The organism is Pseudomonas sp. GW821-FHT11G12 (genome assembly GCF_058808055.1).
Genome location: NZ_JBXARH010000003.1, coordinates 250,819 through 276,340, shown reverse-complemented (window position 1 = coordinate 276,340; position 25,522 = coordinate 250,819). Strand labels below are relative to the sequence as shown.

The following is a 25,522-nucleotide window of genomic DNA, read 5'->3' as shown; positions in this document are numbered from 1 at the left end:
GGCCCGTTTCCTGTAGGAAGCGGGCCGTTTTTTATTGCCTGTGATTTTTCTGAAGGAAAAGTCTGTAGGCGAATACGCCGGTTATTGAAGGGGAGATCGAAGTTTAAAGTAGGGAAAATCTGATTTTCCGGTCACCCATCCTGCACCCCTTGCCCCTCATGCAGAATCGCCCGCCCTCATTCTGCAGAGAGACATCGGATGTTCGCGCCTGCCAATCAACCACGTTTCACGTTGACCGTCGAAGGCGCCCAGTTTGACCTCAAAGTCCTTGAGTTCACGGGCAAGGAAGCCATCAGCCAACCCTATCGATTCGAGGTGGAGTTGGTCAGTGAGCGGCCGGATCTGGATCTGGAAAGCCTGCTGCATTGTCAGGCGTTTCTGAGTTTTGATGCCCAAGGTAACGGTGTTCACGGGCAGATTTATCAGATTGGTCAGTGGGATTCCGGAAAACGTCTGACCCGCTACCACTTGAGCCTTGTTCCGCGTCTGATGTATCTCGGTCATCGGATCAATCAACGGATTTTCCAGCATCAGACGGTTCCGCAGATTGTCGCGCAGATCCTCAAGGATCATGCAATCCTGCGCGACGCCTTCGAGTTCCGACTGGGGAGTGACTACCCCGCGCGCGAATATTGCGTGCAGTACGCCGAGAGTGATTTGGCGTTTATCCAGCGCCTTTGTGCTGAGGTGGGCATTCATTTCCACTTTCAACACAGTTCCAGCGGACATTTTCTGGTATTCGGCGATGACCAGACCGTGTTTCCACGACTGGCCGAGCCCGTCTTGTATCTGCCCGGCAGCGGCATGATCGGGACGGCGTCGGCGATCCAGCGCTTCAACGTTCGCCTGGAAACGCGGACCAGTGTTGTCACTCGGCGCGACTACAACTTCGAGAAACCGCTGCTGCACATGCAAAGCGGCATCGACAGTGAACAGCGCCCGGTGCTGGAGGACTATCACTTTCCCGGCCAGTTCAGTGATCGCGAGAGCGGCAGGCAACTGGTTCAGCGCGCACTTGAGCGACATGTCGCCGATTATCGGCAGGTCGAGGGGCGCAGCGATGCATCCGCACTGGCCTGCGGACACTTCCTGCAACTGGCCGAACACCCACGCCAGGATTGGAATGACCTCTGGTTGCTGACAGCCATCGAGCACTATGGCCGACAGCCGCAAGTGCTGGAGGAATTGGTGACCAGTGATGGGGAGGATGCTCAAGGTTACCGTAATGCCTTTCTTGCAACGCCGTGGGATGTGTTTTTCCGTCCAGCTCTTGGGCCAGACAAACCACGGATGCTCGGCTATCAACCGGCCGTGGTCACCGGCCCCAAAGACAGTGAAATCCATTGCGACGAGTACGGCCGGGTCAAGGTGCAACTGGCCTGGGATCGCGACGGCGATCTCAACGAACATTCCAGTTGCTGGCTGCGGGTCGCCAGCGGTTGGGCCCACGACCGTTATGGCAGCGTGCTGATTCCACGGGTCGGCATGGAAGTGCTGGTGGGTTTCATCGATTCCGATGCCGACAAGCCGCTGGTCATGGGTTGCCTGCCGAACGCGGCGACGCCGGTGCCGCTGGACCTGCCGGCCGACAAGACCCGCAGTATTTTCCGCAGCCAGAGCAGTCCCGGTGGCGGCGGTTACAACGAATTGCGCATCGAGGATCGCAAAGGCGCCGAGGAAATCTACCTGCGCGCCCAGCGAAACTGGACGCAGCATGTGTTGAATGATCAGCAAGTTCAGGTCGACAACCAGCGCAGCGTCGTTGTCACGGGCCTCGCCAAGCATGAGCTGAAGGCCGATGAGCAGCACATCACCCACGGTCAGCGTCAGACCGAGGTAAAGCAGGATGATCACCTCACGGTGACCGGCGACCGTAATATCCGCGTGAACAACCAGACGTTCAGCGCCAATGCGCAATTTCACGTCAGCGCCGGCCAGCAAGTGGTGATTGACGGCGGCGCGAGCGCAACGATTCAGGCGGGCGGGCAGTGGATCAACATCGGTCCCGGCGGGATCTTCAGCAGTGTGCCGATTATGGTGGGTGGTGCGCCGATGGCGGCGATGAGCGCAGCACCAACAGTGCCGGGGTTGCCGGAAAAACTGGTGGCGGCACCGGCTGCGATTCTGACGGCCGCGCAAATCATGAGCCTTAAGGGAGACGCGCCGTTCTGCGAAGAATGCGAGCGCTGCAAGGACGGTGTCTGTGCAGCCTGATCGATGGTTGAAGGATGAGCCGCTGAAAGCGACGGAGCAGTTGTTTGCGATTTTCAGTCGTGCGAGTGCGGTGGACCCGCTGAAAACCTGGCCGTCGAATGCGCAGATGCCGAAGCCGGTCTGGGCGGGAACGATCTATGCCGAGTGGGATGCGGTGATGCCCTACGTGGGAATCGTCGACGCAGGCAGTGAGTTTCTGGATTGGGTGGCGACCACGGAGTCTCGGGACTGGGGCTGGCTGGTAGTGTCCTCGGCGGGGCTTGAGGCGGTGGTCGAGCATTTTCGCAGTTTGACTCAGGTACTGATGCCGGACGGGAAAGCGGTGTTCTTTCGGTTTTGGGATGGGCGGTATTTGTTGCCGATCCTTGAGTCGCCCGAGGTGGAGGCCGGGCAACTTCTACCGGTCTTCTCGCGAGGGTTGGTCAACGGTCAGGCCGTCGAGATCGGGGGCAGGGGACAGGCCTCGGGGCGGGAATTTCCTTGGTGGTCGGTGCCGGAAAAACTGCTGGCGCAATTCGGTGGTGATGCCCGGATCAACAATGCCTTGCAGTGGTTGAGCGAGGAACATCCGGCATTGTTCGAGGCATTCCCCGCCGATGTCCTGCGCTGCAAGGTTGTCAGGTTTTTTGCGGTTTCGGCGTCGGACGAATCTTCGGATTCGGCGTTGCTGGACTACTTATGGGACGAGTCAGAGTGAAATTTCCGGGCAATGGCTTCGGACGTTTCCCGCGAGTTGTGGCGGTTTGCGTGAACTGGTGGGGGCGGTGGTGCGGGGATAGTCTTTTGGCTGTCACTGCGAGAGTGGTGACAGGGTGTAGGAACCCTTGGAAAACTCACCGTGCATTAGCTCTGTCCTTTGATTGCGGCACTTAAGTGTGTCCATAACATCGTTCGCGGCGGCTGTGCGCGGGAACGCTTCGGCGTAGCTGAGTTTGGTGGGTTCCTCAGTTTCCTACTCTCGCGTACAGCTGCCACCCAAACCTGTAGGAAGGTCGTTGGCAGCCTCACTTAACCTGCCGAGGTGCAAACAATATGTCGACGTTAAAACCCGATCCACCGTACGAACCCTTCATCCCCCACCCCAACAACCGCCTCATGGCGCTGACCAGCAACTGCAACGACATGCCCACCCTGTTCATCGACACCCACGCCCCGCTCGACATCCTGATGGACGCCGCCAACTACCGCATCCGCGCGGTAATCCAGGTTCTGGAAAACATGTGCATGCGCGGCTCGGTCGAGTGCGACTCGGTCATCCTCAGCGACTTCGCCCAGCTCTGCGTGATTCCGTTGCGCGATGGCTGTGATGTGCTGGATGTGATTGGCCGCAAGTTGCGTGACCGGTCTTAGATCCCCAACCCCTCACCCTAGCCCTCTCCCAGAGGGAGAGGGGACCGACCGAGTTGTTTGGGTGATGTACGCCGACCTGCGACTACGGTGGGGAACTTGGTTTGGCCAAGCCTGAGGTCGCGGTGATTTTGCAGGTCGATGCAAGCCGAAAGATCACCTCGGTCAGTCCCCTCTCCCTTTGGGAGAGGGTTAGGGTTAGGGGGCTCTCACGGATGTAATAGCACTCTCGCAGGGGGAGAGGGGACCGACCGAGTTGTTTGAGTGATGTACGCCGACCTGCGACTGCGGTGGGGAACTTGGCTTGGCCAAGCCTGAGGTAGCGGTGATTTTTCAGGTCGATGCAAACCGAAAGATCACCTCGGTCAGTCCCCTCTCCCTCCGGGAGAGGGCTAGGGTGAGGGGCTTCTCAAGGATGTACCCGACAGCAAGACCGCCCACTCAGCCCCCAACCCCTGACTTGCCGCCCGGTAAAAGGTAAACTTCACGGCCCTCGCAGGAGCAGCCATGAATTATCGTCACGCCTTCCATGCCGGCAATCACGCCGATGTGTTCAAACACCTGACCTTGACCCGCCTCATCGCCCTGATGTCGCGCAAGGAGCAGCCGTTTGCCTATCTCGACAGCCACGCCGGCATCGGTCTGTATGACCTGCAGGGCGATCAGGCCAACCGTACCGGCGAGTACCTGGAAGGCATCGCGCGCTTGTGGGACCAGCCGGATCTGCCGGCGCTGACCGCCGATTACATGAAAGTGCTGCACGAGATGAACCCGGACGGCCAGTTGCGCTATTACCCGGGGTCGCCGGAGCTGGCGCGGCGTCTGACCCGGCCGCAGGATCGGGTGATGCTCAACGAGAAGCACCCCGAAGACGGCGTCCTGCTCAAGGACAACATGGCCGGCGATCGTCGGGTGAAAGTGCATCTGGGCGAGGGCTGGCATGTCGCCCGCGCGATGTTGCCGGTGCAGGAGAAGCGCGCGGTGATGCTGATTGATCCGCCGTTCGAACAGCTCGATGAAATGCAGCGCTGTGCAGCCTCGATGAAAGAGGCCATTGGCCGGATGCGCCAAACCGTGGCGGCCATCTGGTATCCGGTGAAGGACCAGCGCGCACTGCGTCGTTTCTATCAGGATCTGGCCGGCACCGGTGCGCCGAAGTTGCTGCGGGTCGAGCTGCTGGTGCATCCGCTGGATACGCCGAACAGTCTGAACGGCTCTGGCCTGGCGATCGCCAATCCGCCGTGGGGGCTGGAGGAAGAATTGCGTGAGCTGCTGCCGTGGCTGTCCAAGAAACTGGGCCAGACCCAGGGTGGGTGGCAGATGGATTGGTTGATCGCCGAGAGCTGATCAACCGTCAATGATCGTTCCCACGTCGAGGCGGTGATCGTTCCCACGCTCTGCGTGGGAATGCCTCAATGGACGCTCTGCGTCCGCTGTTGGGACGCGGAGCGTCCCGGGCTGCATTCCCACGCGGAGCGTGGGAACGATCGGGTGATCAGGCGATCAGACGACGCGGTCAGTTACCCGCCAGGCTCGGTGGCATGCACACACCGGTACCGCCAATCCCGCAGTAGCCTTCCGGGTTTTTCGCCAGATACTGCTGGTGATAAGTCTCGGCGAAGTAAACGGTCGGCGCCTGTTCAATCTCGGTGCTGATTTCACCCAGACCTGCCTTCGACAGTTCAGCCTGATAAACGGCCTTGCTCTTCAACGCCGCATCCAGTTGCTCCGGATGGGTCGCGTAGATCACCGAACGGTACTGGGTGCCGATGTCATTGCCCTGACGCATGCCCTGCGTCGGGTTGTGCAATTCCCAGAACATTGCCAGCAGCTCTTCGTAGCTGACTTTGTCTTTGTCGAAAACGACCAACACCACTTCCGAATGACCGGTCAGGCCCGAGCAGACTTCTTCGTAGGTCGGGTTCGGCGTGAAGCCGCCGGCGTAACCGACCACGGTGCTGACCACGCCTTCACGCTGCCAGAAGCGGCGTTCCGCACCCCAGAAACATCCCAGTCCGAAAATCGCGAAATCGACGTCCTGGAAAAACGGGCCAAGCAACGGCGTGTCTTTGAAGACGAAATGGTTTTCAGGCAGGGTCATTGCCGTTTCGCGGCCAGGCAGAGCTTGTTCTTTAGTCGGTAGCACGTTTTTGTTCACCAGAATTTCCGAGCGCAGAACCATGATCGTTCCTCTCAGTCAGGATGGGATGTCAATTACACAGACCACCAGTGTGCCCAATGATGCCCAGTTAATCACTAGTCAAAATGTGCGGGTACTGCGGTTGTGGTTTACAGCGGGAGAGGGCCGCGCGGATAGCGCTTGAGCGCCTGGATCAGCTCGGCGCCCGGAATCGGCCGGTCGAACAGGTAGCCCTGGCCGACGTCGCAGCGGTGACGGCGCAGGAACGCCAGCTGCTCGGCGGTCTCGATGCCTTCGGCCACGACCTTGAGTTTCAGGTTGTGGGCCATGGCGATCACGGCGGAGGTGATTTCCATGTCGTCCTGGTTGTCCGGGATTTCGTGGATGAAGCTGCGATCGATCTTGATGATGTCGATCGGGAATTTTTTCAGGTAGCTGAGCGACGAGTAACCGGTGCCGAAGTCGTCCATGGCCAGGGTCAGGCCCAGGCGCTTGAGCTGGTCGAGCTGCAAGTGGGTGTCTTCGGTGGCTTCCAGCAGCAGGCCTTCGGTCAGCTCCAGCTCCAGCAGATTGGCCGGCAGGGCTTCTTCCTTGAGGATGTTGGCGATGGAAGCCACCAGATCTGGGTCGGAAAACTGCTTGGGCGACAGGTTGATCGCCACTTGCAGGTTGCCCATGCCCGCAGCGGTCAGCGCCTTGCTCATGCGGCAGGCCTGGCGGGCGATCCACTTGCCGATCGGAATGATCAGGCCGGTTTCCTCGGCCACGCTGATGAACTGGTCCGGGCGGATCATGCCGCGTTCCGGGTGATTCCAGCGCAGCAGTGCTTCCATACCCAGCAACCGGCCGCTGCGCAGGCACAGCTTCGGCTGGTAGAACACGTCCAGTTCGTTCTGGGTCAGGGCGCGGCGCAGGTTGTTCTCGACGAACAGTTTGTAGCTGGCCTCGGCGTTCAGCGCTTCGGTGAATACCTGCACCTGATGTTTGCCGTTGGCCTTGGCCTTGTGCAGGGCGAGGCCGGCGTTGCGCATCAGGGTCTGCGGGTCGCGGCCGTGCAGCGGCGCGCAGGCCAGGCCCACGGAACCGGTGACGCTGATCAACTGGTTGTCGACGAACATCGGTTTGTCGAGGGTCAGCAGCAACTGGCTGGCGATCTGTTGGCCGGCCTCAAGGTCGGTGTTGTCGAGCAACACCGCGAATTCGTTACTGGCGAACCGCGCCAGACTGCCGCTCGGGCTCAGGCTGTTGCGCAGACGCCGGGCCAGGCTGATCAACAGTTTGTCGCCGGTCTGGTGGCCGAGGCTGTCGTTGATCCGCTTGAAGTTGTCGATGTCCACCAGCAGCAGGCTGATCGGGGTATCGCTGTCTCGGGCAAAGCGCTCATCCAGATTGCGGATAAATGCAGGGCGGTTGCCGAGGTTGGTCAGGTTGTCGGTGTAGGCCAGACGCTCGATGCGCTGCTGCGCCAGTTTGGTCTGGGTGATGTCTTCGTAGATGCCGATGTAGTGCGTCAGCTCACGGTTGTCGCCGTAGACCTTGGAAATCGACAACTGGCCCCAGTAGGGTTCGAGGTTCTTGCGGCGGCTCTTGAATTCGCCCTGCCAGCTGTTGCTTTTGGCCAGCGCCGAGGGTGCGTCGAACAACAGCTCGCTGAGGTTTTCCAGGGCCGGCAGCTCTGACAGGCGCTGGCCGTGGACTTCCTCGGTGGTGTACTGGGTGATCGCGGTGAAGCTCGGGTTGACGTACTCGACCACGCCGTCGCAATTGACCAGCAAGAAGGCATTGGCGCTTTGCTCGACCGCGCGCTGGAACAGATGCAAGGCGCTGGTGGCGGTGCGGCGGTTGTGGTTGTTGATGACTTGGGCGAACTGATCGGCCAGCTCGCCGGCGAAGGCTATTTCGTCGGACTGCCAGGCGCGTGTCACGCCGGTCTGCTCCAGGCACAGCACGCCGACCACTTGGCCGTCGACGCGGATGCTGGCGTCGAGCATCGCGTTGACGTCACGCGGACGCAGGGCTTCGGCCATCTCCCGGGTACGCGGGTCGCGCATCGCGTTGTGCGCATCGATGGCGCGGCTGCCGTGCAGGGCGTCCATGTAATCGGGGAAGCCGCTGACGTCGATCACCTCCGGCAGGATGTATTCCTGGGTGGCGCGGTGGTAGGCGGAAATCGGTACCAGCTTCTGGCCTTCGAGGTTCCACAGGCTGGCGCAGTCGATTTCATAGATATCGCAGGCGCAGCGGGTAATCAGCTCGGCGGCTTCTTGCAGGGAGTTCTGGCTGCTGTAGCGCTGGCGGGCCAGCAACAGGATCAGGTCCTGCTGGGCGCGCACCCGCTCCAGATGCTGCAGTTGTTCCTGCTGGGCACGCTGATTGAGCTCAAGGGCGATTTGCAGGCGCGAGTTCTGGGTTTCCAGGTCGACGGACGGCAATGCTGGCGCTTCGTCGAACACGTCATCGACCGCCAGCAGGTAACCGCGCAGCAAGTGGCGGTTGTGCTGTTTGTAGGCTTCACCGAGTTCGAGAATACTCAGCGCCCCGGCGGCGGTGTGCAGGGTATAGCGCACCAGATAATGCGGGCTGTCGCGCAGTTGTTGCTGGATCGCATCGTGCAACTGATAGCGCGCTTCGGGCTCCATCAGGCTGGCGTAGGGTGAACCGACCAAAGCGCAGAGTTCGACGGCAGGCTGGCCGAACTGGCGTTCGCAGTTGGGATCGAGAAACAGCATCGCCCAGCTGGCTTCATTCAGGCGCTCGAAACGCAGCATGCCGAGCCGCGAGGGCACAGGCAACTGCGTCACTACCTCGGCCGCCATACGGCTGGCGGCATCGGGTTGGCTCTTCATGAAGGGAACTCGCTTGGAAATTTGCTGAACGCGCCGGGCTCTCGCCCTCTTTACTGTTGCCTGCGGCAAGGTTGCATCATTGCGGCACCGACTGACAAGAGACATGAAGGCCAAGTGCTATAAGAATATGTCGGCTGCGCTGAACATTTCTCCAGCGGGCGCTGGAAAGTAATGCAGCGGCGCGCTGAGAGCGCCGTTCCAGAGCCTTCTGGCATCCGGAGCGGCGGCATTTTTCCATTCAGCGCAGTGGAATGTCGATTGATTGCAAGTGTTTGCCATCCCGGTCGTGGTAGTTGACCCGGATGTGTTCGACCTCGACCACCATGTGGGCAAAATTGTCCTGGCTGACGACTTGGCTGGTCAGCGTGTGCCGGTATTCTCCCGCGTCTGTGCGAGCCAGCGGCTGATCGAGAATGAACGTCGATGCCCTGGCATAGGGCAGCAGTTTGCTGTTGCTCAGCGGCGAGGACACGACGGTGTGTACTTCAAAGTCCTGGTCTTCGCTGTGGGTCAGGCGACTGGTCAGCGAACCATGCACATCGCCGGAAATGAACACGACGTTTTTGAGCCGATGCCAGCGGATGGTTTCCAGCAGGCGCAGTCGCTGTTCGGGGAAGCCCGCCCAGGCATCATCGCCGTTCATTTTGCGGTCGGGGTAGAACATGACGCTGGTGACCACGAACTTGATCCGCGCCGGGCTCTCGACCAACCACTTGCACAAGGCCTGTTCCTGTTCTTCATCGAGGATGCGGCGGTTCTCGGTCGACAAGTTGCGGCGAGTTCGACTGTCCGTCACAAACCATTCGATATCACCGTCGCTGAATTGATACCAGTAGTGCTTCAGTGTCGTGCGATCAATTGTGCCGTTAGTTGTTGTCGCGCAGATCGGGCTATGACTTGCTTGATAAATATCGTAAGCCGCTATTGCATTGCGATACAGGGTTTTATCAGACTTGCTGGCATTCATTGGCCAGTTGTCTTCTATTTCGTGATCATCAAGGATCATGTAAGTCGAAGTGCCGGACATCAGTCGTCGGATATTGGGCAGGGAAAACGCCACACGATACTTTTCAATGAACTCGTCGTAGTCGCGATCCGGTGCGAACAGGTTCAGATCGTCCGCGTAGATCTGATCGCCACACATCATGATTGCACTGATCGCCGGTTGTGCCCCCTCGATCAACTGGCTGATGGACGCGAAGATCCGGTCGCCCAGATGCGGGAGCGACGGGATGCCGGCGGTCAGGCGCAGATAGCGGCAGGAACCGAGGATGTAGGCGCGAGGCTGCAAAGGCCGATGGCTGCGGGTGCGCAGGCGATACGTCTCCCGTGGCCATTGCAGCGGCAACTCCGCCACGCTGTGGATGGTGTGGACGGGGCTCATCGGGCTGAACCAGCCGGTCTGGTATTCGTAGTCGGTGTCGGCTTGCAAATGATCGAGTACCAGCACTTCAGTCATGTCGCGGGTTGAATCCAGTTTGACAAACTGGCCCGGTTGCCATTGTTTCGAATCCAATATTCGATAGCGAATACCGGCAAATACGGCCGTGTCATGTTGCGGTCCGCCGCGAATGAAGATCCGCGCCTGATTAGTTGTTGTGTGGCCAACGATCGGGCCGACAGTAGGTTTCAGCATGTTCGAATCCATTCGAATAAGTATTGGTAATGAATAAAGTTATCCAGCTTTATAGGCGTAACTTTAATGCGCAAAGGTTAGTTGTCTGTTGCTGAAAAATATCGATAGGAAGTGGACTTGGGTCGTGGCTTATATCAGCGCAAATTGTGGGAAAAGTGCGGGCGGCAGTTATTTAAGGCAAAAAAAAGCCCCGCCAAACTGACGGGGTTGAGGTACGAGCGTGTGGCGCTCGAAAACGTGGAACCCGGTCGGCCCTCCGTTGCCGGAGGGCCAAGCGGTTTACAGCAGGATGGTGCGGATGTCCGCCAGCAGGCTGCTCAGACGCTGGGTGAAGCGTGCGGCAGCGGCGCCGTTGATCACACGGTGATCGTAGGACAGCGACAGTGGCAGCATCAGTTTCGGCTGGAAGGCTTTGCCGTCCCAGACTGGCTGGATGGTTGCCTTGGAAACACCGAGGATCGCCACTTCCGGCGCGTTGACGATCGGCGTGAAGCCGGTGCCGCCAATGTGGCCGAGGCTGGAAATGGTGAAGCAGGCGCCCTGCATGTCGTCAGCGGTGAGCTTCTTGTCGCGGGCCTTGGCGGCCAGCGCAGCGGCTTCGGCTGCCAGTTGCAGCAGGCTCTTCTGGTCGACGTTCTTGATGACCGGTACCAGCAGGCCATCCGGGGTGTCGACGGCGAAGCCGATGTTCACGTACTTCTTGCGGATGATCGCCTTGCCGCTTGGAGCCAGCGAACTGTTGAAGTCCGGCAGTTCCTTGAGCATGTGTGCGCAGGACTTGAGCAGCAGCGGCAGAATGGTCAGCTTGACGCCAGCCTTCTCTGCAACGGCTTTCTGAGCGATACGGAACGCTTCCAGCTCGGTGATATCAGCCGAATCGAACTGAGTCACGTGCGGGATGTTCAGCCAGCTGCGGTGCAGGCTCGACGCGCCGATCTGCATCAGGCGAGTCATCGGCACTTCTTCGATTTCGCCGAAACGGCTGAAGTCGACGACCGGAATCGGCGGGATGCCCGCGCCACCGGTTGCGCCAGCAGCAGCGGCCGGTGCTTCCTTGGCCTTCTGCATCATGGCTTTGACGTAAGTCTGCACGTCTTCTTTCAGGATGCGACCGTGCGGACCGCTGGCGCCGACAGCGCTCAGCTCGACGCCGAACTCGCGAGCCAGTTGACGCACGGCAGGGCCGGCGTGAACTTTCGCACCAGGCTTGGCTGGAGCAGCAACTGGAACGGCAGCAGGTGCAGGTGCAGCGGCAGCCGGAGCAGCTGGCGCAGGAGCGCTCGGAGCGGCAGCGGCAGGTGCCGGGGCAGCAGCCGGAGCGGCGCCTTTGACTTTCAGCTTGAGGATCAGGTCGCCGGTGCCGACTTCGTCGTCCAGCTTGATGGAAATGCTTTCCACCACGCCAGCGGCAGGCGACGGGATTTCCATGCTCGCCTTGTCGGATTCCAGAGTGATCAGCGACTGGTCGGCTTCAACGCTGTCGCCAGCCTTGACCAACACTTCGATGATCTTGGCCTTGCCGGCCGAACCGATGTCCGGAACGTGGATGTCCTGAACGCTGTCGGCAACCGGTGCGGCAGGTGCAGCGGCCGGAGCCGGCGCAGCGGCAGCGGCTGGAGCAGCAGCCTGGGCCGGAGCGGCCGCAGCAGGGGCCGCAGCACCCGCCACTTCCAGATCCAGGATCAGGTCGCCAGTGCCGACTTCGTCGTTCAACTTGACGCTGATGGCCTTGACCACGCCAGCGGCAGGCGACGGGATTTCCATGCTCGCCTTGTCGGATTCCAGGGTGATCAGCGACTGATCAGCCTCGACCTTGTCGCCGACCTTGACCTGGATCTCGATGATCTGGGCCTTGCCCGACGAACCGATGTCCGGCACGTGCACTTGCTGAACCGAAGCGGCAGCAGGCGCAGCGGCTGGCGCGGCAGCAGCAGGAGCGGCAGCCGGTTTGGCTTCAGCCTTGGCAGCAGGAGCAGCGGCAGGCGCTGGGGCCGCAGCAGCGGCGCCCTCGACTTCCAGCTCCAGCAGTTCGTCGCCTTCTTTCAGGCGATCGCCCAGCTTCACTTTCAGGCTCTTGATGACGCCGGCCTTCGGGGCCGGCACTTCCATGCTGGCCTTGTCCGATTCCAGAGTCAGGATGCTCTGGTCGGCTTCGATACGGTCGCCGACCTTCACAAACAGTTCGATTACTTCACCTTCACCGCTGCCGATGTCAGGTACGCGAATGAGTTCGCTCACAGAGTTTCTCCTCAGCAGTCCAGTGGGTTGCGTTTTTCCGGGTCGATACCGAACTTGGTGATGGCCTCGGCCACGACTTTAGGTTCGATATCACCACGGTCAGCCAGTGCTTCCAGGGCTGCCAACACCACGAAATGACGGTCGACTTCGAAGAAATGACGCAGTTTCTTGCGGCTGTCGCTGCGGCCGAAACCGTCGGTGCCCAGGACTTTGAATTCCTTGGACGGTACCCACTGACGGATCTGCTCGGCGAACAGTTTCATGTAGTCGGTAGAGGCGATGACCGGACCCTTACGGCCGCTCAGGCACTCTTCGACGTAGCTGCGCTTAGGCTTCTGGCCTGGTTTCAGACGGTTGCTGCGCTCTACGGCCAGGCCGTCGCGACGCAGTTCGTTGAAGCTGGTGACGCTCCACACGTCGGCACCGACGTTGAACTCTTCACGCAGGATCTTCGCCGCTTCACGGACTTCACGCAGGATGGTGCCGGAGCCCATCAGCTGTACGTGGTGCGCCGCTTCGCGGGTGTCTTCTTCCAGCAGGTACATGCCTTTCTTGATGCCTTCTTCGGCACCGGCCGGCATGGCTGGCTGCTGGTAGGACTCGTTCATCACGGTGATGTAATAGAAGATGTCCTGTTGCTCTTCGGTCATCTTCTTCATGCCGTCCTGAATGATCACCGCCAGCTCGTAGCCGTAGGTCGGATCGTAGGTGCGGCAGTTCGGGATGGTGGCAGCCAGCAGGTGGCTGTGACCGTCTTCGTGCTGCAGGCCTTCACCGTTCAGGGTGGTACGGCCGGCGGTGCCGCCGATCAGGAAGCCACGGGTACGGCTGTCGCCGGCAGCCCAGGCCAGATCGCCGATACGCTGGAAGCCGAACATCGAGTAGAAGATGTAGAACGGCAGCATTGGCTGGTTGTGGCTGGAGTACGAAGTACCGGCCGCGATGAAGGAGCTCATGGCGCCCGCTTCGTTGATGCCTTCTTCAAGGATCTGACCTTTCTGGTCTTCCTTGTAGAACATCACCTGGTCTTTATCGACTGGCTCGTAGAGCTGGCCGACGGACGAGTAGATGCCCAGCTGACGGAACATGCCTTCCATACCGAAGGTACGGGCTTCGTCCGGGATGATCGGAACGATGCGCGGGCCGATTTCCTTGTCCTTGACCAGTTGCGCGAGGATCCGCACGAACGCCATGGTGGTGGAAATTTCACGGTCGCCGGAACCGTCGAGGATTGCCTTGAGGGTATCCAGATCCGGGGTCGGTACGCTGAAGCTCTGTGCGCGACGCTGAGGGACGAAACCGCCCAGTGCAGTGCGACGCTCGGCCAGGTAACGGGCTTCGGCGCTGTTTGGCTCCGGCTTGAAGAACGGCAGGTTTTCCAGCTCTTCGTCTTTCACCGGGATGTCGAAGCGGTCGCGGAACAGCTTCAGGCTGTCGACGTCGACTTTCTTGGTGTTGTGCGCGGTGTTTTTCGCTTCGCCCGCACCGGTGCCGTAACCCTTGATGGTCTTGGCCAGGATGACGGTCGGTTGTTCTTTGTGGTTGACCGCTTCGTGGTACGCCGCGTAGACCTTGTACGGGTCGTGGCCGCCACGGTTGAGTTTCCAGATCTCGTCGTCGGACAGGTCTGCAACCATCGCCTTGAGTTCAGGCGTGTTGAAGAAGTGTTCGCGAACGAACGCGCCGTCTTTGGCTTTGTAGTTCTGGTACTCGCCGTCGATGACTTCGTCCATGCGACGTTGCAGGATGCCGTCGACGTCCTTGGCCAGCAGTGGGTCCCAGAAACGGCCCCAGATGACTTTGGTCACGTTCCACTGAGCACCGCGGAACACGCCTTCGAGTTCCTGGATGATCTTGCCGTTGCCGCGAACCGGGCCGTCGAGGCGCTGCAGGTTGCAGTTGATGACGAAGATCAGGTTGTCCAGCTTCTCGCGGCCGGCCAGGGAGATCGCGCCCAGGGATTCCGGCTCGTCGCACTCGCCGTCGCCCAGGAAGCACCAGACTTTCTGTTTGCCCGGCTGGATGAAGCCGCGGTGTTCCAGGTACTTCATGAAGCGAGCCTGGTAGATCGCCTGGATCGGGCCCAGACCCATCGATACAGTCGGGAACTGCCAGAAGTCAGGCATCAGCCAAGGGTGCGGATAGGACGACAGGCCCTGACCGTCGACTTCCTGGCGGAAGTTGTTCATCTGGTCTTCGGTGATGCGGCCTTCCATGAACGCACGGGCGTAGACGCCTGGCGAGGTGTGGCCCTGGAAGTAGATCAGGTCGCCGCCGTGTTCGTCGGTCGGGGCCTGGAAGAAGTAGTTGAAGCCGATGTCGTACAGGGTCGCGCTGGAGGCGAAGCTGGAGATGTGACCGCCCAGGTCAGAATCTTTCAGGTTCGTACGCATTACCATGGCCATCGCGTTCCAGCGTACCAGCGAGCGAATGCGGCGTTCCATGAACAGGTCGCCAGGCATGCGTGCTTCGTGGGTAACGGGAATCGTGTTGCGGTAAGGCGTGGTGATGGCGTAAGGCAGTTGCGAGCCGCTGCGGGTCGCGAGTTCGCCCATACGGGTCATCAGATAGTGAGCACGGTCTTCGCCTTCTTTGTCGAGAACCGATTCCAGGGCGTCCAGCCATTCCTGGGTTTCGACGGGATCGAGGTCTTGCATGGCTTGCTCCAGGGCGGAAAGGCTTCCAGAATCGGTTGCCTGAGTTTGCGACTGGCCTTGTGGGCAGACGATTTAAAATTCTTGGATTGCCGACAGGTTGTTCCGGCGGCGTGTAGTTTTACTACAAATCATCCGGCATTTCAGCCTTTCGAATGTATAGACGAGTAGTAAAACTACAGATGAAAGGCTTGTGGCCTCCGACTGCGTTGTGAGAATAATCGTTAAGGTTGCTCTTTAGCCATCCGAAAAAGGTGAAAGTTTGATGCTGGCTGCCAAAGAAAAAGAAATTTCAGCTATTTCTCACTTTTGTTCGACAGTCCTTCGCGTAGCGGTTTTTCAATCATCACTACAAGCGGCCATTTACACGCCGATCAAGGATAGACCATGACCCTGCCCGCGCTTGCCGAACTGCCCGCCATTCTCCTGCCGTTGGTCAGCCGATCCGAGCAGTCGTTCCGTACGGCCGTCGCCGGACTTGAGGATGATCAAGGCTTCTCCACCTGGACTCCGGAGCGCTGGGCTCAGTTCGCCCGCGTCACCGCCGCCAGCGATTTCGTGATTGAACAGAGCGTTCGTGACCCTTTGATGTTGCTGTCGCTGGTGCAGTCCGGCGAGCTCGATCGGCCGTTCGCCCCCGGCGAGCTGTGCGGGCAGATTGCGACGGCGGTCAGCACCGCGCAGAGCGAGGATGAACTGGGTCGCGTCCTGCGTCGTCAGCGCGCCCGGCATCAGGTGCGGATCATCTGGCGCGACCTGACTCGCCAGGCCGATCTGGTGCAGACCTGCCGCGACCTCTCGGACATGGCCGACGCCAGCATCGACCAGGCTTATCAATGGCTGTACAGCCGCCATTGCGAACAGTTCGGTACGCCGACCGGCCGGCGCAGCGGCGAACCGCAGCAAATGGTCATCCTCGGCATGGGCAAGCTCGGCGCGGTCGAGCTGAACCTGTCGTCGGACATCGACCTGATCTTCGCCTACCCCGAGGGCGGCGAAACCGTCGGCGTGAAGCGCGCACTGGATAACCAGGAATTCTTCATTCGTCTTGGCCAGCGCCTGATCAAGGCCCTCGACCCGATGACCGTCGACGGCTTTGTGTTCCGCGTCGACATGCGCCTGCGCCCGTACGGCTCGTCCGGCGCGCTGGTGCTGAGCTTCAATGCGCTGGAGCAGTACTACCAGGATCAGGGCCGCGACTGGGAACGCTACGCGATGATCAAGTCGCGGGTGGTGGCCGGTGATCAGGTGGCCGGTGCGCAGTTGCAGGAAATGCTGCGGCCGTTCGTTTACCGGCGCTATCTGGATTTCTCGGCGATCGAAGCGCTGCGCACCATGAAGCAACTGATCCAGCAGGAAGTCCGGCGCAAGGGCATGGCCGATAACATCAAGCTCGGCTCCGGTGGCATTCGTGAAGTCGAGTTCATCGCCCAGGCCTTTCAGTTGATTCATGGCGGTCGCGATCTGAGCCTGCAACAGCGGCCTCTATTAAAGGTGTTGAGCACGCTGGAAGGGCAGGGTTATCTGCCGCCGGCAGTGATCAGCGAATTGCGTGAAGGTTACGAATTCCTGCGCTACACCGAACACGCGATCCAGGCGATTGCCGATCGGCAGACCCAGATGCTGCCGGACAGCCCGCAGGATCAGGCGCGCATTGCGTTCATGCTCGGTTTCGCCGACTGGGACGCCTTCCATGAAAAGCTGATGTTCTGGCGTGGCCGGGTGGCCTGGCACTTTGCGCAAGTGATCGCTGACCCTGATGAAGAAGAGGGCGCCGATTGCGAAGTGGTGGTCGGCGGTGAATGGCTGCCGCTGTGGGAAGAGGCGCAGGACGAAGAAGCCGCTTGCCGTCAGTTGGAAGAAGGCGGTTTCGCTGATGCCACCAAAGCCTTGAAAGCGCTGGCCGGTCTGCGCAGCAGTCCGCAGCTGCGGGCGATGCAGCGTCTGGGGCGTGAACGCCTCGACGCCTTTATTCCGCGCCTGCTCGCCCAGGCGGTGGAGCATGACAACCCGGATCTGGTGCTTGAACGGGTTCTGCCGCTGGTCGAAGCAGTGGCCCGGCGTTCGGCTTATTTAGTGTTGCTGACGGAAAACCCGGGCGCGCTGCGTCGCTTGCTGACTCTGTGCGCCGCGAGTCCGTGGATCGCCGAGCAGATCACCCGTTTCCCGCTGCTGCTGGATGAGTTGCTCAACGAAGGTCGGCTGTTCAAGCCGCCCTTGGCGCCGGAACTGGCCGCCGAATTGCGCGAGCGCCTGACTCGGATCCCCGAGGACGACCTCGAACAGCAGATGGAAGCCCTGCGCCATTTCAAACTGGCGCATCGCTTGCGCGTCGCCGCGTCGGAAATCGCCGGCAGCCTGCCGTTGATGAAAGTCAGCGATTACCTGACCTGGCTCGCGGAAGCGATTCTGGAACAAGTGCTGGCCCTGGCCTGGCGCCAGACCGTGGCCAAGTACGGCACGCCGCTGCGCACCGACGGCACGTTGTGCGATCCCGGCTTCATCATTGTCGGTTATGGGAAAGTCGGCGGGATCGAGTTGGGGCATGGTTCGGACCTGGATCTGGTGTTCATCCATGACGGCGATCCACAGGCAGAAACCGACGGGGCGAAGCCTATTGATGGTGCGCAGTTCTTTACCCGGCTCGGCCAGCGGATCATTCACTTGCTGACGGCGCAGACCAACTCCGGCCAGCTGTATGAAGTGGACATGCGCCTGCGGCCGTCCGGTGCGTCGGGGCTGTTGGTCAGTTCGCTGGGGGCATTTGCCCGCTATCAAGAAAATGAAGCCTGGACGTGGGAGCATCAGGCTCTGGTGCGGGCGCGGGTGCTGGTGGGCAGTCAGGATGTCGGCCAGGCGTTCGAGAAAGTACGGGCTCAGGTGCTGGGCAAGGCGCGGGATCTGGCGAAACTTCAACAGGAAGTGAGCGAGATGCGCGCCAAGATGCGCGATAACCTCGGCAGCAAGAGCACCGCCGCCGGTACCGGGGCGAATGCCTTCGACGCCACGGCGCCGTTCGACCTCAAGCAGGACGCCGGAGGTATCGTCGATATTGAATTTATGGTGCAATACGCGGCCCTGGCGTGGTCGCAGACCCACCCGCCGTTGCTGCGCTGGACGGACAATATCCGCATTCTGGAAGAGCTGGAACACGAGGGGCTGATGCCCGTCGAAGACGCCAGCCTGTTGCGCGAGGCCTATAAAGCCTATCGTTCCGCCGCGCACCGGCAGGCCTTGCAGAAGGATGCCGGGGTGATACCGGGCGATCAGTTCGCGGACGAACGGCGGCAGGTGATGCGGATCTGGCGCGAGCTGGGGCTAAGCTGATTCTCGAGACGGGGAGGCGTAAAGCCTCCCCGGTTCGTTTTTGGAAACCACATGAATATTCTGATCGTTGGGCCCAGTTGGGTCGGTGACATGGTGATGGCGCAGACACTGTTTCAGTGTCTCAAGCAACGCCACCCGCAGTGCGAAATCGACGTGCTGGCCCCCGAGTGGAGCCGGCCGATCCTTGAGCGCATGCCCGAAGTGCGCAAGGCCTTGAGCTTTCCGCTCGGCCACGGCGCGCTGGAGTTGGCGACCCGTCGGCGGATCGGCAAATCCCTGGCCGGCCAGTACGACCAGGCGATCCTGCTGCCGAACTCGCTGAAGTCGGCGTTGGTGCCGTTCTTCGCCGGCATCCCGAAACGCACCGGCTGGCGCGGCGAATTCCGCTACGGCCTGCTCAATGACGTGCGCACGCTGGATAAAGAACGCTATCCGCTGATGATCGAGCGCTTCATGGCCTTGGCCTACGAGCCGAACGCCGAGCTGCCGAAACCGTATCCGCGCCCGAGCCTGCAGATCGACCCGGTGACCCGCGAGGCGGCGCTGGCCAAGTTCGGTCTGACCCTCGATCGCCCGGTGCTGGTGTTGTGCCCCGGTGCCGAATTCGGCGAAGCCAAACGCTGGCCGTCCGAGCATTACGCCAAGGTCGCCGAAGCGCGTATCCGCGAAGGCTGGCAAGTCTGGCTGTTCGGCTCGAAGAACGATCACGCGGTGGGCGAAGACATCCGCGCGCGGCTGATTCCGGGCCTGCGTGAAGAGTCCGTGAACCTCAGTGGCGGTACTTCGCTGGCCGAAGCCATCGACCTGATGTCCTGCGCTGACTCTGTGGTTTCCAACGATTCCGGTCTGATGCACGTGGCCGCTGCGCTGAACCGTCCGTTGGTGGCGGTCTACGGTTCGACTTCGCCGGGTTTCACCCCGCCACTGGCCGAACATGTGGAAATCGTCCGCCTGGGCCTCGATTGCAGCCCGTGCTTCGACCGCACCTGCCGTTTCGGCCATTACAACTGCCTGCGCCAGCTGATGCCGGACGCGGTCAACGATGCCTTGCAGCGTTTGCAGGGCTCTGTGGTCGAGGTTCATTAAGTTGCGGGTATTGCTGATCAAGACCTCATCGCTGGGCGACGTGATTCATGCGTTGCCGGCGCTGACCGACGCTGCCCGGGCGATTCCCGGGATCAAGTTCGACTGGGTGGTGGAAGAAGGCTTTGCCGAAATTCCGACCTGGCACCCGGCGGTGGGCAAGGTGATTCCGGTGGCGATTCGCCGCTGGCGCAAGAATCTCTGGAAAACCATCACCAGCGGCGAGTGGAAACGCTTCAAGCAATCCGTTCGGGCGAACAAATATGACTTGGTGATCGATGCTCAGGGCCTGCTGAAAAGCGCCTGGCTGACTCGCTATGTCAAAGCACCGGTGGCCGGTCTCGACAAGGGCTCGGCCCGTGAGCCGATCGCCGCGCGTTTTTATGATCGCAAACTGGCGGTGGCCCGTGGGCAGCACGCCGTTGAGCGCGTGCGTCAGTTGTTCGCTATCGCCTTGGGCTACGACTTGCCCAAAGGCCTCGGTGATTACGGCCTCAACGTCGAGCGTCTGGTGGAACTGCCACGCAAGAATGCTTACGTGGTGTTTTTGCACGGCACCACCTGGGACACCAAACACTGGCCGGAAAGCTATTGGCGTGAGCTGACCGAGCGGGTCGGCTACCTCGGCGTCGGGATCAAGCTGCCGTGGGGCAACCCGCTGGAGAAGGCCCGGGCCGAGCGCATCGCTGCCGGCTTCAAGCATGCCGAAGTGCTGCCGAAGCTCAACCTGGCCGGAGTCGGCAAGGTGCTGGCCGGTGCCCAGGCCTGCGTCGCGGTGGACACCGGTCTCGGCCATCTCGCTGCGGCACTGGACGTGCCGACGATTTCGCTGTTCGGCCCGACCAATCCGGGCCTGACCGGCGCCTACGGCAAGCTGCAGATTCACCTCGGCAGCGATTTCCCGTGCGCGCCGTGCCTGCAAAAGAAATGTACGTATCAACCGACCGCGCAGGATGCCCGTCAGTTTGACCTGAAACGCGAGTTGCCTTTGTGCTTCACGCGTCTGAATCCCGAGCGTGTCGCCAGCCGACTGAGCACGTTGTTGATGGCTGAGGAGCTGCGTTGATGCAATTGGCATTTGTCCTTTACAAGTATTTCCCGTTCGGTGGTTTGCAGCGCGACTTCATGCGCATCGCCCTCGAATGCCAGAAGCGTGGCCACAAGATTCGCGTCTACACCCTGATCTGGGAAGGCGACGTGCCGCCCGGTTTCGAAGTGCTGGTGGCGCCGGTCAAGGCGTTCTTCAACCATCGCCGCAACGAGAAACTCAGCGCGTGGATGGAAGCGGACCTGGCCAAGCGCCCGGTGGATCGCCTGATCGGCTTCAACAAGATGCCGGGGCTGGACGTCTACTACGCCGCCGACGGCTGCTTCGAGGACAAGGCGCAGAACCTGCGCAATTCGCTGTATCGCCGTTGGGGGCGCTATCGCCACTTCGCCGAGTACGAGCGCGCGGTGTTCGCCAAAGACGCGAAGACTGAAGTGTTGATGATCTCCGAAGTGCAGCAGCCGCTGTTCATCAAGCATTACGACACGCCGCTCGAGCGCTTCCACCTGCTGCCTCCGGGCATCGCCCAGGATCGTCGGCGTCCGGCGGATGCCGACGAAATTCGCGCCGGCTTCCGCGCCGAATTCAACCTCAAGGACGACGAACTGTTGCTGGTGCAGATCGGCTCCGGGTTCAAGACCAAGGGCGTCGATCGCAGCCTGAAGGCGCTGGCCGCATTGCCCGCCGAACTGAAGAAACGCACCCGGCTGTTTGTAATCGGCCAGGATGACCCCAAATTGTTCCAGATGCAGAGTGCAACATTGGGTCTGGGCGACAACGTGACATTCCTCAAGGGGCGCAGCGATATCCCGCGTTTCCTGCTCGGCGCCGATCTGTTGATCCACCCGGCGTACAACGAGAACACCGGTACGGTATTGCTTGAAGCGCTGGTCGCCGGGTTGCCGGTGCTGGTCAGCGCGGTCTGCGGCTACGCCCATTACATTGCCGAGGCCGATGCCGGGCGCGTGCTGGACGAGCCGTTCGATCAGGCGCAACTGACGCAATACCTGACTGACATGTTGAACGACGACGCTGCACGGGCGGCCTGGAGCCGCAACGGTCTGGCTTTCGCCGAGACGGCCGACCTCTACAGCATGCCGCAGCACGCGGCCGATGTGATTCTGGCGGAGCACGCATAAATGAAGTTGATGCTGGCTGAACCGTTCAAGAGCCTCTGGGCCGGCCGCGATGCGTTCGCGGAAGTCGAGGGCTTGCAGGGCGAGGTGTACCGCGAGCTGGAAGCCCGCAGGACTTTGCGCACGGAAGTCGATGGCAACGGATTTTTCGTCAAGATCCACCGAGGCATCGGCTGGGGCGAGATTTTCAAGAACCTGCTGACTGCCAAGCTGCCGGTGCTTGGCGCGGGCCAGGAATGGAAGGCTATCCAGCGTCTGCAGGAAGTCGGTGTGCCGACCATGACCGCCGTCGCGTACGGCGAGAAGGGCAGCAACCCGGCGGACCAGCATTCGTTCATCGTCACCGAAGAACTGGCGCCGACCATCAGCCTCGAAGACTTCAGCATCGACTGGGTCAAGCAGCCGCCGCAGCCAAAGCTCAAGCGCGCGCTGATCGCCGAAGTTGCACGCATGACGGGGATGATGCACCGCGCGGGGGTCAACCACCGCGACTGCTACATCTGCCACTTCCTGCTGCACACCGACAAACCGGTCACCCCGGAAGATTTCAAACTCTCGGTGATCGACCTGCACCGCGCCCAGACCCGCCCGGCCATCACTCAGCGCTGGCGCAACAAGGATCTGGCGGCGCTGTATTTCTCCGCGCTGGACATCGGCCTGACCCGTCGCGACAAGCTGCGCTTTCTCAAGGGTTACTTCCAGCAACCGCTGCGCCAGATCCTGGCGGAAGAAGCGCCGTTGCTGAGCTGGCTCGAAGGCAAGGCCAACAAACTCTACGAGCGCAAGTTGCGCTACGGGGATGCGCTCTGATGGCGGGTTGGAATCTTGAACCCGGGTACAGCGACCTCGCAGCGGATTTTGGCAGCCTTGAAGCGGTATTCGCGCTTGAAGGCGAGCGTCTGACCCGCGACCCGCTGTCCGAAGTCATCCGCGTGCAGCGCAACGGTGTCAATTACTACGTCAAACGCTACGTCGGCGCCGGCAAGGGCTTGCGCCGTTACCTCGGCAAGCCGCGGGTGAAGATGGAGTGGCAGAACCTCAAGCGTTTCGCCAAGTGGGGCATTCCCACCGCCGAAGTGGTGGCCTGGGGCCTGGAGCGCAATGGCATGGCCTACGATCGCGGGGCGATGATCACTCGCGAACTGCCGCGTACCGAGGACCTCTCGGCGCTGGCCGAGCGCAACGATCCCAAGCTGAAGAATCACAGCTGGGTCGACGGCATCAGTCGGCAGTTGGCCGTTTACACCCGGACAATGCACGACCATCGCTTCACCCATAACGATCTGAAGTGGCGCAACCTGCTGATCGACGATCAGGCGCGGCTGTTTCTGATCGACTGCCCGAACGGCGATTTCTGGCGCGGTTTCTGGCTCAAATACCGGATTACCAAGGACCTGGCCTGTCTCGACAAGGTTGCCAAATATCACCTGTCGAACACCCAGCGCCTGCGCTTCTACCTGCAATACCGCCAGCGTGACCGGCTCAATGCCGCCGACAAGAAACGGATTCGCCACGTGGTGAGATTTTTCGAGGGACGCGAATGACTGATTTTCTGGCCGCTGAAGACCGTGCGCTACTGGAGCGCCACGGCCTCGGCACGTTCGACGCGTTGTGGGACAAGCAACTCGATGCGGTGGATGAACCGAACACCGACGGCGGCGGCTGGAGCAGTGTGTTCCGGCTCGAACTCGAAGGCCACGGTTATTACCTCAAGCGTCAGAGCAACTACCTGACCCGCACCCTGCACGCTCCGTTTGGCGAGCCGACGTTCGCCCGGGAGTTTCGCAACATCAGCCGTTACAACCAGCTCGGCATTCCGGCGCTGCAAGCGGCGTTTTTCGGCCAGCGTAAAATCAACGGCGAAGTGCGCGCGATCCTGCTGACCCGCGCCCTCGACGGTTGGGATGATCTGGATTCGTTGCTGCAGCGCTGGTCCAGCCTGGAAGTCACGCAGCATTCGGCGATTCTCAAGGCCTGCGGCCAACTGGCGCGGCGCCTGCACGGTGTACGTCAGGTGCACGGCTGCTTCTATCCCAAGCACATTTTCCTGCGTGCCGAGGGTACCGGGTATCAGGCGCAACTGATCGACCTGGAAAAGACCCGGCCCCTGCTGTTCGGCCAGCGTGATCGGGTCAAGGACCTTGAGCCGCTGCTGCGTCGCGCTCCGGAGTGGAGTGATGCCCAGTTGCGCGAGTTGCTGGCGGCGTATCTCGATCAGTCGGTCGACAGTTCACTGGTCGATACCTGGGTCACGCGGCTGACCGCGCGGCGCAGTCGCAAGGAGACGCGCTAATGCAGTTGTCCGACCTGAAAAACGCCGGGCGTACACCGAGCCTGCCGCTGACGGTTTCGTTGGCCGATGCGGCGGGTGCCGCCGATTTGCAGTTGCTCAGCCTGTTGCGGGTGTTGCCGGGGCAGCGCTATGTCGGTGCCGGCGTGTGGCGCGGGCGTCCGGTGTTGGCCAAATTGCTGGTTGGCAGCAAGGCTGCACGGCATTTTCAGCGTGAACTGGAAGGGGTGAAACTGCTCGCCGCCCAAGGCATGACCACACCGTTACTGCTGGCCGATGGCCTGAAGGACGGCGAGGGTGGCTGGTTGTTGTTCGAGTTCCTTGAAGGTTCCGAAAGCCTCGGTGATGCCTGGAAGAAGGTCGAGTCCTTGCCGGTGCTGGCCGACGAACAGTCGGCGGTGCTGGCCGAAGCCCTCGGCGCCATTGGCCAATTGCACGGCAAAGGCCTGTGGCAGGAGGACCTGCACCTGGACAACCTGCTGCGCCACGGCGGTCAGTTGTACCTGATCGATGGCGCCGGCATTTGTGCGGAAAACGCTGGCCAGCCATTGTCCCGGCAGAAAGTGCTGGAAAACCTCGGGGTGTTTTTCGCCCAGTTGCCCAAGTCGCTCGAGCCGTTCACTGAAGAGCTGCTGGTGTATTACCTGCTGAGCAACAGCGAACACGCGCTGCCGCTGGAAGCCTTGCAGAAGCAGATCGACAAGGTGCGCGCCTGGCGGTTGAAGGATTTCCTGATCAAAGTCGGTCGTGAATGCACGTTGTTCAGCGTGCGACGCGGAGCCTTTGGCCTGCGTTCGATCCGTCGCGAGGAAGAACCCGCGATGCTGCCGGTGCTGGAGCAGGCCGATGCCTTGCTCGATCAGGGGCACCTGTACAAGACCGGCGGCGCGGCCAGCGTCGGCAAGGTCGAAGTCGCCGGGCGTCCGCTGGTGATCAAACGTTACAACATCAAGAATTTTGCCCATTGGCTCAAGCGCTTCTGGCGCCCGAGCCGTGCCTGGCATTCCTGGCGCGAAGGCAATCGCCTGGCGTTTCTCGGCATTGCTACGCCCAAACCGCTGGCGGTGCTGGAAACACGCTTCTTCTGGTTGCGCAGCAAGGCGTACCTGATCACCGAGTACCTGGCCGGGCCGGACATCATCGAGCGTTTTGCACCGTACGTTGAAAGCGGCGAAGCGCCGGAAGCCGAGTTGCAGGCGCTGGATCAGTTGTTTGCGCGGTTGATTGCCGAGCGCATCAGTCACGGCGATTTCAAGGGCCACAACCTGTTCTGGCACGAGGACCGCTGGGCGCTGATCGATCTGGATTCGATGTGCCAGCACGGCTCGGCGGGCAGCTTTGCTCCGGCTTATGCCAAGGATCGTGCGCGGTTCATGCGCAACTGGCCTGAGAGCAGTGCGCTGTATCAGGTGATTGATCAGCGTTTGCCCAAGGATGCATCGGGCGCTGCGTGATTTCTTTCGCAAGTCGGTAAGACGTTTCTGCAATAAAAATCGGGTAAGGCATGTGGTGACAAATCCTTGTGACTTGTCCTACGGCCTTCCCGGAACCCATGAACTGCCC

Annotated in this window: 18 protein-coding genes; 13 read left to right on the top strand and 5 right to left on the bottom strand. The window is 60.9% G+C overall.

All coding sequences use genetic code 11. The annotated features are described in order from the left end of the window. Positions 1–198 precede the first annotated feature (198 nt). From AC1RR7_RS12550 to AC1RR7_RS12535, 4 genes are all read left to right on the top strand, one after another. Positions 199–2,214: a type VI secretion system Vgr family protein gene (locus tag AC1RR7_RS12550; RefSeq protein WP_493157566.1), complete on the top strand. Its 2,016-nt coding sequence runs from the start codon at positions 199–201 to the stop codon at positions 2,212–2,214. Further along, positions 2,204–2,911 (top strand): DUF4123 domain-containing protein, encoded by a 708-nt coding sequence (locus AC1RR7_RS12545; protein WP_493157564.1) that lies wholly within the window; start codon positions 2,204–2,206, stop codon positions 2,909–2,911. Before AC1RR7_RS12550 ends, AC1RR7_RS12545 begins: the two co-directional genes overlap by 11 nt. A gap of 335 nt (positions 2,912–3,246) precedes the next feature. Continuing rightward, positions 3,247–3,564: a hypothetical protein gene (locus tag AC1RR7_RS12540; RefSeq protein WP_493157562.1), complete on the top strand. Its 318-nt coding sequence runs from the start codon at positions 3,247–3,249 to the stop codon at positions 3,562–3,564. Positions 3,565–4,068: 504 nt separating this feature from the next. Next, positions 4,069–4,908, top strand: a complete 840-nt coding sequence (locus tag AC1RR7_RS12535) for a 23S rRNA (adenine(2030)-N(6))-methyltransferase RlmJ (protein WP_007952304.1) — start codon at positions 4,069–4,071, stop codon at positions 4,906–4,908. Positions 4,909–5,077: 169 nt separating this feature from the next. Here the strand turns inward: AC1RR7_RS12535 and msrA are convergent, their stop codons facing one another. The 5 genes from msrA to aceE form a co-directional block, all read right to left on the bottom strand. Further along, positions 5,078–5,743 carry a peptide-methionine (S)-S-oxide reductase MsrA gene (gene msrA, locus AC1RR7_RS12530; protein WP_102620170.1) on the bottom strand — a complete coding sequence of 222 codons (666 nt, stop codon included), beginning with the start codon at positions 5,741–5,743 and terminating at the stop codon, positions 5,078–5,080. Positions 5,744–5,850: 107 nt separating this feature from the next. Beyond that, positions 5,851–8,547 carry a putative bifunctional diguanylate cyclase/phosphodiesterase gene (locus tag AC1RR7_RS12525; protein ID WP_102620169.1) on the bottom strand — a complete coding sequence of 899 codons (2,697 nt, stop codon included), beginning with the start codon at positions 8,545–8,547 and terminating at the stop codon, positions 5,851–5,853. Positions 8,548–8,785: 238 nt separating this feature from the next. Continuing rightward, the gene (locus AC1RR7_RS12520) at positions 8,786–10,183 is read right to left on the bottom strand and encodes an alkaline phosphatase D family protein (protein WP_493157559.1); all 1,398 of its coding nucleotides are present in this window, start codon (positions 10,181–10,183) and stop codon (positions 8,786–8,788) included. Positions 10,184–10,462: 279 nt separating this feature from the next. Beyond that, positions 10,463–12,421, bottom strand: coding sequence for a dihydrolipoyllysine-residue acetyltransferase (gene aceF / locus AC1RR7_RS12515; RefSeq protein ID WP_493157557.1), 1,959 nt, complete (start codon positions 12,419–12,421; stop codon positions 10,463–10,465). An 11-nt stretch (positions 12,422–12,432) separates the two neighbouring features. Further along, on the bottom strand, positions 12,433–15,078 hold the full coding sequence (aceE, locus tag AC1RR7_RS12510) for a pyruvate dehydrogenase (acetyl-transferring), homodimeric type (protein ID WP_096819872.1): 2,646 nt from the start codon (positions 15,076–15,078) through the stop codon (positions 12,433–12,435). A gap of 262 nt (positions 15,079–15,340) precedes the next feature. Between aceE and AC1RR7_RS12505 the strand changes: the two genes are divergently transcribed. From AC1RR7_RS12505 to AC1RR7_RS12465, 9 genes are read left to right on the top strand one after another with little or no spacing between them, the layout of a single operon-like run. After that, positions 15,341–15,466, top strand: coding sequence for a hypothetical protein (locus AC1RR7_RS12505; RefSeq protein WP_255261909.1), 126 nt, complete (start codon positions 15,341–15,343; stop codon positions 15,464–15,466). After that, positions 15,463–18,402, top strand: a complete 2,940-nt coding sequence (gene glnE, locus AC1RR7_RS12500) for a bifunctional [glutamate--ammonia ligase]-adenylyl-L-tyrosine phosphorylase/[glutamate--ammonia-ligase] adenylyltransferase (RefSeq protein ID WP_493157555.1) — start codon at positions 15,463–15,465, stop codon at positions 18,400–18,402. Before AC1RR7_RS12505 ends, glnE begins: the two co-directional genes overlap by 4 nt. 51 nt (positions 18,403–18,453) lie before the next feature. Then, entirely contained in the window at positions 18,454–19,488 is a 1,035-nt protein-coding gene (gene waaF, locus AC1RR7_RS12495) for a lipopolysaccharide heptosyltransferase II (protein WP_039766536.1), read from the top strand. Between the two features lies 1 nt (position 19,489). Beyond that, positions 19,490–20,551 carry a lipopolysaccharide heptosyltransferase I gene (waaC, locus tag AC1RR7_RS12490; protein ID WP_085711109.1) on the top strand — a complete coding sequence of 354 codons (1,062 nt, stop codon included), beginning with the start codon at positions 19,490–19,492 and terminating at the stop codon, positions 20,549–20,551. Then, a complete protein-coding gene (locus tag AC1RR7_RS12485; RefSeq protein ID WP_102620165.1) occupies positions 20,551–21,672 on the top strand; it encodes a glycosyltransferase family 4 protein in 1,122 nt (373 codons plus the stop codon). Before waaC ends, AC1RR7_RS12485 begins: the two co-directional genes overlap by 1 nt. Beyond that, the gene (gene rfaP, locus AC1RR7_RS12480) at positions 21,673–22,479 is read left to right on the top strand and encodes a lipopolysaccharide core heptose(I) kinase RfaP (RefSeq protein ID WP_096819869.1); all 807 of its coding nucleotides are present in this window, start codon (positions 21,673–21,675) and stop codon (positions 22,477–22,479) included. It begins immediately after the preceding gene. Further along, the gene (locus AC1RR7_RS12475) at positions 22,479–23,213 is read left to right on the top strand and encodes a lipopolysaccharide kinase InaA family protein (RefSeq protein WP_102620164.1); all 735 of its coding nucleotides are present in this window, start codon (positions 22,479–22,481) and stop codon (positions 23,211–23,213) included. The genes rfaP and AC1RR7_RS12475 overlap by 1 nt, the downstream gene beginning before the upstream one ends. Then, a complete protein-coding gene (locus AC1RR7_RS12470; RefSeq protein WP_493157552.1) occupies positions 23,210–23,962 on the top strand; it encodes a lipopolysaccharide kinase InaA family protein in 753 nt (250 codons plus the stop codon). Before AC1RR7_RS12475 ends, AC1RR7_RS12470 begins: the two co-directional genes overlap by 4 nt. Then, on the top strand, positions 23,962–25,413 hold the full coding sequence (locus AC1RR7_RS12465) for a lipopolysaccharide kinase InaA family protein (RefSeq protein WP_493157550.1): 1,452 nt from the start codon (positions 23,962–23,964) through the stop codon (positions 25,411–25,413). The genes AC1RR7_RS12470 and AC1RR7_RS12465 overlap by 1 nt, the downstream gene beginning before the upstream one ends. The last annotated feature ends 109 nt before the right edge of the window (positions 25,414–25,522 follow it).